Below are 12602 nucleotides of genomic sequence, written 5' to 3'. Positions count from 1 at the left end.
ACGAGCCTGCGGTACGACGGGTCGGAGAGCATGTCCTCCAGGATGGTGTCGGCGGCCTTGAGCTCGTCGGTGGTCTCCAGGAGCGGCACGATGCCGATCTTCGCCCAGCCGGCGTGCAGGTCGAGCAGGCCGGCCTCGCGGGCCAGCACGGCCGCCGCGAAGACATCGTCGGCGCCCTGGCACATGGAGATGATGTACGACTCGATGACCTCGGGCCCGAAGACCTCCAGGGCCCGCTTCACGGTCTGGAAGACCCCGAGGGTCTTCTCGCCGGCCGCGTCGACCGGAGCCGGGGTGGGCGCGAGGGGCCTGCGCGAGCGCAGCTCCTTCGCGAGCAGCTTGGCCCGGTACTCGCGGGGCATGTCCACATACCGCCAGGACTCCTCGCCGAGCCGGTCGAAGAGCTGGCCGAGGGCGTGGTGGTGGGCGTCGGCGTGCTCGCGGACGTCCATGGTGGCGAGCTGGAGGCCGAAGGCGGCCAGGGTGCGGATGGTGCGGTCCATCCGGCCGTCGGCGAAGAGGCCGCCGCGGTGTTCCCTGAGCGAGGTCTGGATCAGGGTCAGGTCGTGCAGCAGTTCGCCGGTGCCGAGGTAGTCGCGGCCGTCCTCGTGCGGGATGCCCTTGGCCAGCCGGGTCTTGGTGTTCTCCAGCTTCTGCCGGATGCAGGTGGCCTTGAGGCGGTACGGCTCCTCGGCGTTGAGGCGCTTGTAGCGGGGGCTGATCTCCGGCAGGCGCTCCAGGTCGGCCTTGAGGGACTCCAGGAGCTCCTCCGTGGCGCCGGTGTAGCGGATGGAGTTCGACAGGAAGCCGCGCAGCTCGTCGATGAGGTCCAGGGCGTCGTTGATGCCGTGCTCGTGCTGGAGGATCAGGACGTCCCAGGTGACCTGGGGCGTGACGTTGGGGTTGCCGTCGCGGTCGCCGCCGATCCAGGTGCCGAAGGTCAGGGGGCGGGTCGCGTCGGGGATCCTGACACCGACGCGCTCCAGCTCGGCCGTCAGGTCCTCCAGGACGTCGCCGACGGCGCCGGCGTGCAGCTCGTCGAGGTAGTAGATGGCGTTGCGGGCCTCGTCGGCGGGCTCGGGGCGCACCACCCGCAGCTCGTCGGTCTGCCAGACGAGGTCGATGTTCTCGGCCAGGCGGGTGTCGTAGCGGCGCCGGTCCGCCTCTATGACGGGTGTTTCCAGGAGCGCGGCGATCCGGCGGAGCTTGTTCAGCACCGAGCGGCGGGCGGCCTCGGTCGGGTGGGCGGTGAAGACCGGGCGGACGTTGAGGTTGGCGACGGTCTGGCGCAGGTGCTCGGGGTCGGCGTCCTTGAGGCGGTCGGCCGTACGGGCGAGGAGTCCGCCCTCGGCGGCGCGTCTGGCCCGCAGTTCGCGGCCGCGGTGCACCTGCTCGGTGACGTTGGCCAGGTGGAAGTAGGTGGAGAAGGCGCGCACCAGCTTGGCGGCGGTCTCCAGTTCGATGCCACGCAGCAGCTCGGCGGCGGCCTCGCCGTCCTCACGGGTGAGGCGGCGCACCTTCTCGACGAGTTCCAGCAGCTCGGGGCCCTCCTGGCGGACGAGGGTCTCGCCCAGGAGGTCGCCCAGCCGGCGGATGTCGGCGCGCAGCTCGGTACTGGTCGACGTGGCGCTCGTGGTCAGGTCGTCGGCACTGCTCACAGGTGCGGCTCCTTGCAGTGTTGAAGCTCGTCCGGCAGGGGAACCCGGAGTGCGGTCGGCGGTCGTGCGGCAACCGCCGCATACGGCCGGGCCATCCGGGAAGAAATCAGAGCGGACCGCGCTGTCCGACCGACTCCAAGGATAGGTGTCCATGCGGACGCGCGGACTCTCGGGCTCTTGCCGTCGGACGCCGCACTGCCATACTTACGACGCCGTAGGTTACGGAACCGTAGGGACCGTCGTCACGGCCCCCGGGACGGATTCCCGCTGCCCCGCACCTGTCCTCAACCCTCGAAAAACCCTCGAAACCCCACAGGGGACACCCATGACCACGCGCTCCGATGTGATCGCAGACGCCCCGAAGACGCCCGACGGCTCGACCCCGCTCTCCGCGACGCTGGGCGGCGAGCAGAAACGCTCGCTCGAACAGATCACGCTGGTTCTCTTCATCACCGTCCCGTTCCTCGCCCTGCTCGCGGCGGTGCCGCTGGCCTGGGGCTGGGGGGTGAGCTGGCTCGACCTGGGCCTTCTGGTCTTCTTCTACTACCTCGGCTGCCACGGCATCACGATCGGCTTCCACCGCTACTTCACGCACGGCTCCTTCAAGGCCAAACGGCCGCTGAGGATCGCGCTGGCGATCATGGGGTCGCTGGCGGTCGAGGGGCCCCTGGTGCGGTGGGTGGCCGACCACCGCAAGCACCACAAGTTCTCCGACGCCGAGGGCGACCCCCACTCGCCGTGGCGGTTCGGGGAGACGGTCCCGGCACTGATCAAGGGCCTGTGGTGGGCCCACATCGCCTGGATGTTCGACGAGGAACAGACCCCGCAGGAGAAGTACGCGCCGGACCTGGTCAAGGACCCGGCGATCCGGGCGATCTCACGCCAGTTCATCTTCTGGGCGATGCTCTCGCTGGCCCTGCCCGCCGTGATCGGCGGTCTGGTGACGATGTCCTGGTGGGGCGCGTTCACCGGGTTCTTCTGGGGCTCCCTGGTCCGCGTCTGCCTCCTGCACCACGTGACCTGGTCGATCAACTCGATCTGTCACGCGGTCGGCAAGCGGCCCTTCAAGTCGCGGGACCGCTCGGGCAACGTGTGGTGGCTGGCCGTGCTGTCCTGCGGTGAGTCCTGGCACAACCTGCACCATGCCGACCCGACCTCGGCGCGGCACGGGGTGATGCGGGGGCAGGTGGACTCCTCGGCGCGGATCATCCGCTGGTTCGAGATGCTGGGCTGGGCGTACGACGTGCGCTGGCCGTCACGCTCGCGTATCGATTCGCGCCGGATCACGGACGGGGACGGCTCCGGGCACAAGAAGGAGGCCGCCGAGGCGGCATGATGGACGCCGTGGCGACCGACTCCAGCAGTACATCGAGCGACGAAGCGAAGCCGCGGCGCGTGCGCCGGACCCGGATGACGGGGGCCGAGCGCCGCGCCCAGCTTCTGGAGATCGGCCGCACCCTTTTCGCGACGAAAGGCTTCGAGGCCACGTCGGTGGAGGAGATCGCGGCGAAGGCGGGCGTCTCCAAACCGGTGGTGTACGAGCACTTCGGCGGCAAGGAGGGCCTGTACGCGGTGGTCGTGGACCGTGAGATGCGGCGCCTGCTGGACATGGTGACGAGTTCCCTGACCGCAGGTCACCCGCGTGAGCTGTGCGAACAGGCGACCTTTGCGCTGCTGGACTACATCGAGGAGTACTCGGACGGGTTCCGCATCCTGGTCCGTGACTCCCCGATCCCGCAGTCCACGGGTTCCTTCGCCTCGCTCATCTCGGACATCGCCACCCAGGTCGAGGACATCCTGGGCCGCGAGTTCAAGAGGCGCGGCTTCGATCCCAAACTGGCCCCGCTGTACGCCCAGGCCCTGGTCGGCATGGTCGCCCTGACCGGCCAGTGGTGGCTGGACGTGCGCCGCCCGAAGAAGGCGGAGGTGGCGGCACACCTGGTGAACCTGGCCTGGCACGGCCTGGACGGCCTGGAGGCGAAGCCGCGCCTGATAGGCCGCCGCAAGAGCTGACCCGGGCGGGCCGCAGCGCGATTCCGCCGCGTGGCCGTGGCCGCCCCACGACCCCGCGCCCTACGGTGACCGCGTTTCCGCACACCGGGCGCGAGGGAGCCCCCGAACGGCTACCGGCGGACGCTGGAAGACTGGCTCCGGGAACCCGGACGTGGGAACGGAGACCAGGTAGATGAAGCAGCCGGAGACCACCTGCCGCGTCTGCGGCCGGGACGACGGCGAGGTCCTGTGGGACCAGCACGGCGTGCCGCAGTACGTGATCTGCGACTGCTGCGGCATCGAGTCGGGCCTCGGCGACGACCATCTGTCCAAGGTCCGCGAGACCCGGGGCTACTGGGTGGCCCAGGGCGCCCCCTGGGACGTACCGAAGAACCGCCCTACGGGCTGGGACGCCCTGGAGCAACTGTCCGCCATCCCGGCCGAGTGGCGTTGAGCGCTCCCGGCGCGAAAGAGATCGGCTCCATGCCCTCTGAACAGGGACTACCGAAGCCGCCCGGCCCGGAGTGGGAAACCGTCTGCCGGGTCTGCGGGCACGACGACGATCCGGAACCGTTCCGGGAGAGCGGCTGGCCCGATGAGGGCGCCATCTGCCCGTGCTGCGGCAATGAGCCCAGAAGCACATCCCGGCCGAGTGGCGCTGACCCATCACGGCGCGTACGACGACGGCCCGTGCACCCAGGGGTGCACGGGCCGCTGCGTTCGCGTGGGTGTCAGTGCTTGAAGGTGTCCTTGGCCTTTTCCTTGGCCTGGCGCGCGTCGCCCTTGGACTGCCCCGCGCGACCCTCGGCCTCCATGCGCTCGTTGCCGACCGCACGGCCCACGGCCTCCTTGGCCTTGCCCTTGACCTGTTCCTTCTTGGCCTTGGCCTTCTGGTCTTCCGCCACCGTACTCACTCCCAGCGCTAGCAGAGTCCGTTGTCATCACTGCGGGTGACCCCGACCGGCCCGGTCAAACCACGAACTCCAGCCGGTTCCCGACGGGGTCGTACGAGTAGAAGCGCCGGCGTCCCGGCAGTCCGCGGTCCCAGCGGACCGTCACGCCGTGCGCCTCCAGCCGGGCGGCGTACGCCGAGATGTCCGTGACCTGGAGCCCCGGGTGGGCCTTTCGCGCCGGCCGGAAGTCCTTCTCGATCCCCAGGTGCAGCTCCACGGCCCCCGCCCGGAACCAGCACCCGCCCCGGGCCGCGAGCACCGGCGGCTTGGGGATCTCGGTCATGCCGAGGACGTCGACGTAGTAGGCGCGCAGCAGGTCCTCCGAACCGGGCGGCGCGGCGAGCTGCACGTGGTCCACGGCCGCGAGCATCAGCCCTCCCTGCGGGCGACCGCGAAGATACGGCGGAACGGGAACGGTGTGCCGTGCGGCCCCGCCGGATACGCCTCGCGCAGGGCCGACCGGTACTCGTCCAGGAAGCTCTCCCGCGCCGCCGGGTCGTCGGCGAGGGCGGTCAGGAGCGGGCGCAGGCCGGTGCCCTTCACCCAGTCCAGGACCGGATCCTCCCCTTGCAGCAGGTGCACGTACGTCGTCTCCCACGCGTCCACCTCGCAGCCCAGGTCGGCCAGCGCCGCCAGGTAGTCCTGGGGCGCGAGGACGGCGTCCTCGTGGCGCAGTGTCTCCGCGAGGCCCATCGCCCCGGCGAGGTCGCGCATCAGCCGGTGGCTCGGGGAGTCGAAGTTGCCGGGCACCTGGAAGGCGAAGGTGCCGCCGGGGGCGAGGCCCGCGATCCAGTCCGGGAAGCGCGAGACGTGCCCCGGCACCCACTGGAGCGTGGCGTTGCTGACGACGAGGTCGTACGGCTGTGAGGGCGTCCAGGTGCGCACGTCCGCGTGGGCGAAGTCGAGGTGCCCGCCGCCGGACGTGGGGCCCGCGTACTCGACCTGCGCCTTGTCGAGCATCTCCACGGAATTGTCGTAGCCGGTGATCCGGGCCGTGGGCCAGCGTGCGGCGAGCAGCGCCGTCACGTTGCCGGGGCCGCAGCCCAGGTCGGCGATCAGGGGCGCGTCCCCCGGCGGTTCCGGGATGCGGGCGAGGAGGTCGGTGAAGGGGCGGGCGCGGTGGTCCGCGTGGCGGAGGTACTGGGCGGGGTCCCAAGTCGTCATGGGATCCAGGGTTCCCCGGTTTTTATCTTGATGTCAAGATGCTTTACATCAAGAGACTTCACATCGACACAACCACTACACTGATCGTCATGGAGGACGAGGTCGATCGGCTGGTCGCTGCGTGGCGCCGGGAGCGCCCTGACCTCGACGTGGAACCGCTCGAGGTGCTCAGCCGGGTGAGCAGACTGGCCCGGCACCTGGACCGGGCACGCCGCCTTGCCTTCGCGGAGCACAGCCTGGAGCCCTGGGAGTTCGACGTGCTGACCGCGCTCCGGCGCGCGGGGACGCCGTATCAGCTCTCGCCGGGGCAGCTGCTGACGCAGACCCTGGTCACCTCGGGCACCATGACCAACCGCATCGACCGGCTCGCCAAGAAGGGCCTGGTGGAGCGGCTGCCCGACCCGAGCGACCGGCGCGGGGTGCTGGTCCGGCTCACGGAGGACGGCCAGGAGCGCGCGGACCAGGCCCTCGCCGGTCTGCTGGAACAGGAGCGCGCGATCCTCGCCGAGCTCTCCCGCGCCCAGCGCGGGGAACTGGCCGGGCTGCTACGCCAGTTGACCGCCCCGTTCGACAACATCCCCGGCTAGGTCGACCGGCCCCACGCCCGCGCGCCGCGCCAGGGCGACGGCGGCCAGGGTGGAGTGGACGCCCAGCTTGCCGAGGACGTTCTGCATGTGGGTGCGCACGGTGTGCGGGGACAGGAACAGTCTCTCCGCGACCGCCTTGCGGCCGAGACCGGCCACCATGCAGCGCAGCACCTCCCGCTCGCGCGGGGTGAGGGACTCCACCAGCCGCTCGCTCTCGGTGCGGTGCTTGCGGGCCGCGGTGAGCTCCCGCAGCACGCCGGTGAGCAGGGCGGGCGGCAGATGCGTCTCGTCGCGCAGCACCCCCCGGATGACGGTGAGCAGCCGGGACAGCGAGCAGTCCTTGGCCACCCAGCCCGAGGCGCCGGCCTGCAGGGCGAGCGCCGCCCGCCGCGGGTCGTCCTTCTCGGCGAGCACGACGATACGGACCGCCGGCTGCCCCGTACGGACCCCGGCGACCAGTGATATGCCGTCCACCAGCCCGTCTTCGTTGCCGTCCTGAACGGACACGGCGGGCCTGATGCCCTGGACGTTGCCGCCCAGATCGGCGTCGACGAGCAGCACGTCGAAACGGCGGCCCTCGGCGGCCGCGCGCTCCAGAGCGCGCAGCGCGGCGGGACCGCTGCCGGCCGCGGAGACCTCCACGTCGGGCTCGGCCGCCAGCGCGGCGGCGAGCGACTCGGCGAAGATGCGATGGTCGTCGACGACCAGGACTCGGATGCGAACCACGAAACCCCCTTCCCCAAGCTCTCGAAGAGCAGGGGATACCCCATCGTCTTCGTCTGAGGACGACTCGGGAGACGACACCGCCGCGGGCACGACGCCCGAAGCACGATGGCCGCACGGCCGCCGCCGCGCAAGAACTGCTACCCCCACTTCGGGCGCCGTACCCGACTGTCTCGCCCCCTGATCAGCACCGGCCCCCACCGGTGCTGTTCATCAGGGTACGGCCGGGGGGCGGGAGCGGAAGGTTATTTGCAGAACTGGCTGTCCGGGGCGTTTATGGTGAGCCGCATGTTTCGTCTGGAGACAGAAGTCGACAAGGCCCGGCACGATCTGCTCCGCAAACGGCTGCGGGACACCAACACGGCCGCCTCCCCGGTGCTGCGCGCCCTGCGCGGAACCCCAGGTGAGCGGGAACTCCCGCTCCAGGTCTGGGCGTTGGACGACTCCGGCGACCTCGCGGGCGGACTGGTCGGCCACACCTGGACGAGCTGGCTGCACGTGACCTACCTGTGGGTGGACGGACGGCACCGCGGGGCGGGCCTGGGTTCGCAGTTGCTCTCGCGGGCGGAGCGCATGGCCCGGCGCGGCCGGGGCTGCACCGCCGTACGCCTGGAGACCTGGGACTTCCAGGCGCCGGAGTTCTACAAGAAGCAGGGCTACGAGGTGGTGTGTGTGATCCCGGACTATCCGCCGGGGGTCACGGAGTACACGCTGACCAAGCGGCTCACCGTCTGAAGCGCCAGGAGCCCGGCTCGTCCGCCGGCTGCAGACCCAGCTGCCCGGCGATACCGGCCGCGCGGCGGTGGGAGACGTCGGGGTAGTGCGCGGGGTGGACCTCGATGACCCCGTGGTCGTCGGCCGAGGCCGTGCGCAGCGCCTCCCGGAGCGTGTGTTCCTGCTCCTGCACCCTGGCCCGCTCCTCCCGCCGGCGGGCGACGACCGCGCCCCGGCGGGCGGTGGCCGCGACGACGCCGAGCGCGATCAGCGCGAGCGCCCCCACGCCGAGCACGTCACCGGTCGCGTCCGCGTCGCCCGGCATCCGGGGACGCAGGACACCCTCGGGGTCCGCGAGCACGGTGACGGTCTGCCCGACGGCGAAGCTGTGGGAGCCGGCCCGGAGGGCTGGGCCCGGGAGCCTGGTGCCGTCGCGGCGGGCGAGGGCGTAGTCGTAGGTGTCCGCCTGCCGCCCCTGGTCGGGGTCGGGCCAGTCCCGTACGACGGTGGCGGTGATCCGTTCGCCCCGCCGCTCCAGGGTGAGGTCGTCGCGGGCCAGGTCGGCGATGTACACGGCCACCAGGGAAGCTCCCACCACCAGCAGGGCCGCGGACAGGCCCGTCCCGTCCGCGCACAGCTTCGTCAGCAGCACGGCGAGGAGCACACCGTGCGCGACCCACAGGGGCACCAGGACCCCGAGGCCGTAGTGGTCCGCCAGGAGGAAGAAGCCGACGATCGCGGCGAGCGCGTAGCAGCCGATGCCGATCGCCGACAGGATGCGAAGGTGCCCTCGACTCACGCTCCGACGTTACTGGGGCGTATGTCAGGGAGAGGCCCGGCTTTCCCCAAGTTCGGATCAAGCCGGGCAAAACAGCGGTCAGCCGGCCTCAGACAAGCCGCCGCGCTCCGGCCGAGGGCACCGCCTCGAACACCCGCGGAGCGGTGAACTCCGCCCCGGCGAAGGCATCTTGGACCGCCTTGGTGATCGTCTCCACGTCGGCCGCCTCCGCCAGCACGATCGCCGAGCCGCCGAAGCCGCCGCCGGTCATCCGCGCGCCCAGGGCGCCCGAGGCGAGGGCGGTGTCGACGACCAGGTCCAGCTCCGGGCAGGAGATCCGGAAGTCGTCGCGCAGCGAGGCGTGGCCGGCGATCAGCACGGGTCCGATCGCGCGGGTGTCGCCCGACTCCAGCAGGGCGATGGTCTTCTCGACCCGCTCGTCCTCGGTGACGACGTGGCGGACCAGGCGTACGGCCTCCTCGTCGTCGCCGAGCCTCGCGAGGGCCGCGTCGAGCTCGCCGTAGGGGATGTCCCGCAGCGCGTCCACGCCCAGCAGTGCCGCGCCCCGCTCGCAGCCCGCGCGGCGCTTGCCGTACTCGCCCTCGCTGTGGGAGTGCTTGACGCGGGTGTCGACGACGAGCAGGACCATGCCCTCGGCGGCGAGGTCGAAGGGGATCTGCTTCTGGGAGAGGTCCCGGGTGTCGAGGAACAGGGCGTGGCCGGCCTCGCAGCAGGCGGACGCGGTCTGGTCCATGATCCCGGTGGGGGCGCCGACGTAGACGTTCTCGGCGCGCTGGCACAGCCGGGCCAGCTGCCAGCGCTGGAGGCCGAGGTCGTAGAGGTCGTTCAGGGCGAGCGCGACGACGACCTCCAGGGCCGCCGAGGAGGACAGGCCCGCGCCCGCGGGGACCGTGGAGGTGAGGTGGACGTCCGCGCCGGTGACCGGATGTCCGGCCTCGCGCAGCGCCCACACGACACCGGCCGGGTACGCGGTCCAGTTCCGGTCGCTCTCCGGCGCGAGGTCGTCGAGGCGCAGCTCCACGACCCCGCCGTCGATGTCCGAGGAGTGCAGGCGCAGGACGCCGTCCGTGCGCCGGGAGACGGCCGCGACCGCGGTGTGCGGCAGCGCGAAGGGCATCACGAAGCCGTCGTTGTAGTCGGTGTGCTCACCGATGAGGTTGACGCGGCCAGGCGCCGACCAGACACCCTCGGGCTCGGTTCCGTACAGCTCGGTGAAACCGTCCCGGACCTGCTGTGCCGCCACTACTGCTCCCTTGCTGCGCTGATGGTCTGAGCGAACTCCCACGCGTCCGCGACGATCCCCGCGAGATCCGTGCGGGACGGGTTCCAGCCCAGCTTCTCGCGGGCGGTGGCGGCGGAGGCGACCAGGGTGGCCGGGTCGCCGCCCCGGCGCGGGGCCACGACCTCGGGGATCGGGTGGCCGGTGACCTGACGCACGGTCTCGATGACCTGGCGGACGGAGAAGCCCTCGCCGTTGCCGAGGTTGCAGATGAGGTGCTCGCCGGCGGTGGCCGCCTCGATGGCGAGGAGGTGGGCCTCGGCCAGGTCGGCGACGTGGATGTAGTCGCGGACACAGGTGCCGTCCGGGGTCGGGTAGTCCTCGCCGAAGACGTTGATCGCCTCCCGCTTGCCCTGGGCGACCTGGAGGATCAGCGGGATGAGGTGCGACTCGGGGTCGTGCCGCTCGCCCTGCTTGCCGTAGGCGCCGGCCACGTTGAAGTAGCGCAGGGACACGGCACCGAGGCCGTGCGCGTTCGCCTCGCTGGTGATCATGAAGTCGACGGCGAGCTTGGAGGCGCCGTACGGGTTGGTCGGCCTGGTCGGCGCGGACTCGACGATCGGCACCTCCTCGGGTTCCCCGTACGTGGCGGCCGTGGAGGAGAAGACGAGCTTCCTGACTCCGGCCTCGCGCATCGCGCCGAGCAGCGCCATGGTGCCGCCGACGTTGTTGTCCCAGTACTTCTCGGGCTTCACGACCGACTCGCCGACCTGCGAGGACGCGGCGAAGTGGAGCACGCCGTCGAAGGAGGAGTCGAGCCACTTGGCGGCGTCGCGGATGTCGCCCTCGACGAAGGCGGCCCCGGCGGGGACGCCCTCGCGGAAGCCGGTGGAGAGGTTGTCGAGGACGACGACCTCGTGCCCCGCCTCCAGCAGGTGCTGGGCCACGACCCCGCCGACATACCCCGCGCCACCTGTCACCAGGTACTTCATGAACTCGCTACCTCTCGCAGTCGCTGTGCCGCGGCTTCCGGACTGATGTCGTTGATGAAGACGTTCATCCCCGACTCGGAGCCCGCGAGGAACTTCAGCTTGCCGGACGTACGGCGGATGGTGAAAAGCTCGAGATGCAGCGCGAAGTCGTCGCGGCTCACGCCCTCGAAGTCCTCCAGCTGACCGAAAGGCGCCTGGTGCCAGGCGGCGATGTACGGCGTAGGAGGCTCACTCTCTCCGAAGATCCGGTCGAAGCGCCTCAAGAGTTCCAGATAGACCTTGGGGAACTCTGTGCGGGCCTCCTCGTCGAGGCCGAGCAGATCCGGCACCCGGCGCTTCGGATAAAGATGCACCTCGTACGGCCAGTGCGCCGCGTAGGGCACGAAGGCGACCCAGTGCTCACCCTCCAGGACGACCCGCTCGCCGGCGAGCTCGCTCTCCAGGACGGAGTCGAAGAGGTTCTGCCCTGCGGTCGCCTCCTTGTGAGCCGCGAGAGAACGCAACATCAGGGCGGTGCGAGGGGTGGTGAAGGGGTAGGCGTAGATCTGGCCATGGGGGTGACCCAGGGTCACACCGATCTCCGCACCCCGGTTCTCGAAACAGAAGACCTGCTCCACGGAGGGCAGATGCGACAGCTCCGACGTCCGGTCGGTCCATGCGTCAAGGACGAGCCGTACCTGCTCCTCCGTGAGGTCCGCGAAGGACGCGTTGTGGTCCGAGGTGAAGCAGACGACCTCACAGCGGCCCGAGTCACCGGCCAGCGAGGGGAAACGGTTCTCGAAGACCACGGCGTCGTACGACGAGTCCGGGATCTCACTCAGCCGCTCACCCTGCGAGGGGCACAGCGGGCACTCGTCGGCGGGCGGGTGGTAGGTGCGCCCCTGTCGGTGCGAGGCGATGGCCACGGAGTCGCCGAGCAGCGGATCCCGACGAACCTCGGACGTGGTGACAGTCCGCTCCAGCGGCCGCCGGTCCACGGCGTCGCGGACGGTGTCGTCGCGCAGGTCGTAGTAGATGAGCTCGCGACCGTCGGCCAGCCGGGTCGAGGTCTTCTTCACCGCTGGACTCCTTCACTCAAACATAACTAAACACAAGTAACCATAACCGCGCACCTGAGTCAACATCGGAATCAAACAAAGCGCATCAGTCGAGGTGTTCAATTGCTGACTATGCAAAACCCCACAAAAGGCGCAGAAACCGCATATCTCGCGGCTGAGCTGAGGCTCCCCACCAACTGGCTCGACTACACGATCCTCGGTATCTACTTCGTCGTGGTCCTCGGCATCGGCTTCGCGGCCCGCCGCTCGGTGAAGACGAGCCTGGACTTCTTCCTCTCCGGCCGCTCGCTGCCGGCCTGGATCACGGGTCTCGCCTTCATCTCCGCCAACCTGGCCGCCACGGAGATCCTGGGGATGGCCGCCAACAGCGCGCAGTACGGCGCCTACACGGTCCACTGGTACTGGATCGGCGCCATCCCGGCCATGGTCTTCCTCGGCCTGGTGATGATGCCCTTCTACTACGGCAGCAAGGTGCGCTCGGTCCCCGAGATGCTCCTCCTGCGCTTCGACAAGTGGGCACACCTGCTCAGCTCGGCCCTGTTCGCCTTCGCGGCGATCCTGATCGCGGGCGTGAACCTCTACGCGCTCGCCATCGTCGTAGAGGCCCTGCTGGGCTGGCCGCAGTGGGTGGCCATCGTCGTCGCCGGCGCCTTCGTCCTCGCCTACATCACCCTCGGCGGCCTGTCCTCCGCGATCTACAACGAGGTCCTCCAGTTCTTCGTGATCCTGGCGGCCCTGATCCC

At 70.3% G+C, this 12602-nt stretch carries 14 protein-coding genes and 1 pseudogene; 6 read left to right on the top strand and 9 right to left on the bottom strand.

The window, feature by feature from the left end; translation table 11 throughout:
- Positions 1-1658, bottom strand: a 1658-nt coding sequence (locus tag ACFVYN_RS05385) for a phosphoenolpyruvate carboxylase (protein ID WP_389992799.1), incomplete at its 3' end; no start/stop codon positions are given.
- Positions 1659-1983: 325 nt separating this feature from the next.
- Between ACFVYN_RS05385 and ACFVYN_RS05380 the strand changes: the two genes are divergently transcribed.
- The 3 genes from ACFVYN_RS05380 to ACFVYN_RS05370 all read left to right on the top strand — a co-directional run bounded on the left by ACFVYN_RS05380 (position 1984) and on the right by ACFVYN_RS05370 (position 4104).
- Positions 1984-2994 carry an acyl-CoA desaturase gene (locus tag ACFVYN_RS05380; protein WP_389992797.1) on the top strand — a complete coding sequence of 337 codons (1011 nt, stop codon included), beginning with the start codon at positions 1984-1986 and terminating at the stop codon, positions 2992-2994.
- Positions 2991-3671 (top strand): TetR family transcriptional regulator, encoded by a 681-nt coding sequence (locus tag ACFVYN_RS05375; RefSeq protein ID WP_389992794.1) that lies wholly within the window; start codon positions 2991-2993, stop codon positions 3669-3671. Before ACFVYN_RS05380 ends, ACFVYN_RS05375 begins: the two co-directional genes overlap by 4 nt.
- Before the next feature lie 172 nt (positions 3672-3843).
- Positions 3844-4104, top strand: coding sequence for a hypothetical protein (locus tag ACFVYN_RS05370; protein ID WP_389992791.1), 261 nt, complete (start codon positions 3844-3846; stop codon positions 4102-4104).
- A 277-nt stretch (positions 4105-4381) separates the two neighbouring features.
- Here the strand turns inward: ACFVYN_RS05370 and ACFVYN_RS05365 are convergent, their stop codons facing one another.
- The 3 genes from ACFVYN_RS05365 to ACFVYN_RS05355 all read right to left on the bottom strand — a co-directional run bounded on the left by ACFVYN_RS05365 (position 4382) and on the right by ACFVYN_RS05355 (position 5767).
- Entirely contained in the window at positions 4382-4555 is a 174-nt protein-coding gene (locus tag ACFVYN_RS05365) for a CsbD family protein (RefSeq protein ID WP_352388323.1), read from the bottom strand.
- Between the two features lie 64 nt (positions 4556-4619).
- Entirely contained in the window at positions 4620-4973 is a 354-nt protein-coding gene (locus tag ACFVYN_RS05360; RefSeq protein WP_389992789.1) for a VOC family protein, read from the bottom strand.
- Positions 4973-5767 (bottom strand): trans-aconitate 2-methyltransferase, encoded by a 795-nt coding sequence (locus tag ACFVYN_RS05355; protein ID WP_389992786.1) that lies wholly within the window; start codon positions 5765-5767, stop codon positions 4973-4975. The genes ACFVYN_RS05360 and ACFVYN_RS05355 overlap by 1 nt, the downstream gene beginning before the upstream one ends.
- Before the next feature lie 89 nt (positions 5768-5856).
- On the opposite strand from ACFVYN_RS05355, the gene ACFVYN_RS05350 reads away from it, so the two are divergent.
- Positions 5857-6354 carry a MarR family winged helix-turn-helix transcriptional regulator gene (locus ACFVYN_RS05350; protein WP_389992784.1) on the top strand — a complete coding sequence of 166 codons (498 nt, stop codon included), beginning with the start codon at positions 5857-5859 and terminating at the stop codon, positions 6352-6354.
- Here ACFVYN_RS05350 and ACFVYN_RS05345 read toward each other — a convergent pair.
- Positions 6313-7080: a LuxR C-terminal-related transcriptional regulator gene (locus tag ACFVYN_RS05345; protein ID WP_389992781.1), complete on the bottom strand. Its 768-nt coding sequence runs from the start codon at positions 7078-7080 to the stop codon at positions 6313-6315. The genes ACFVYN_RS05350 and ACFVYN_RS05345 overlap by 42 nt on opposite strands.
- A gap of 273 nt (positions 7081-7353) precedes the next feature.
- Here ACFVYN_RS05345 and ACFVYN_RS05340 point away from each other — a divergent pair, with 273 nt between their 5' ends.
- A complete protein-coding gene (locus tag ACFVYN_RS05340) occupies positions 7354-7812 on the top strand; it encodes a GNAT family N-acetyltransferase (protein ID WP_389992779.1) in 459 nt (152 codons plus the stop codon).
- On the opposite strand, the gene ACFVYN_RS05335 is transcribed toward ACFVYN_RS05340, so the two are convergent.
- From ACFVYN_RS05335 to galT, 4 genes are all read right to left on the bottom strand, one after another.
- A complete protein-coding gene (locus tag ACFVYN_RS05335; protein ID WP_389992777.1) occupies positions 7802-8590 on the bottom strand; it encodes a hypothetical protein in 789 nt (262 codons plus the stop codon). The two genes, ACFVYN_RS05340 and ACFVYN_RS05335, sit on opposite strands and share 11 nt — an antisense overlap.
- A gap of 88 nt (positions 8591-8678) precedes the next feature.
- Complete coding sequence (gene galK, locus ACFVYN_RS05330) at positions 8679-9833, bottom strand: galactokinase (protein ID WP_389992774.1); 1155 nt, start codon at positions 9831-9833, stop codon at positions 8679-8681.
- On the bottom strand, positions 9833-10801 hold the full coding sequence (galE, locus tag ACFVYN_RS05325) for a UDP-glucose 4-epimerase GalE (protein ID WP_389992772.1): 969 nt from the start codon (positions 10799-10801) through the stop codon (positions 9833-9835). Before galE ends, galK begins: the two co-directional genes overlap by 1 nt.
- Positions 10798-11859, bottom strand: a complete 1062-nt coding sequence (gene galT, locus ACFVYN_RS05320) for a galactose-1-phosphate uridylyltransferase (protein ID WP_389992769.1) — start codon at positions 11857-11859, stop codon at positions 10798-10800. Before galT ends, galE begins: the two co-directional genes overlap by 4 nt.
- A 111-nt stretch (positions 11860-11970) precedes the next feature.
- Here galT and ACFVYN_RS05315 point away from each other — a divergent pair.
- Positions 11971-12602, top strand: a pseudogene (locus ACFVYN_RS05315) (Na+/galactose cotransporter); the annotation flags it as partial.

This window comes from Streptomyces sp. NPDC058307 (genome assembly GCF_042880295.1).
GTDB lineage: Bacteria > Actinomycetota > Actinomycetes > Streptomycetales > Streptomycetaceae > Streptomyces.
This window is presented reverse-complemented; position numbering and strand designations above follow the sequence as displayed.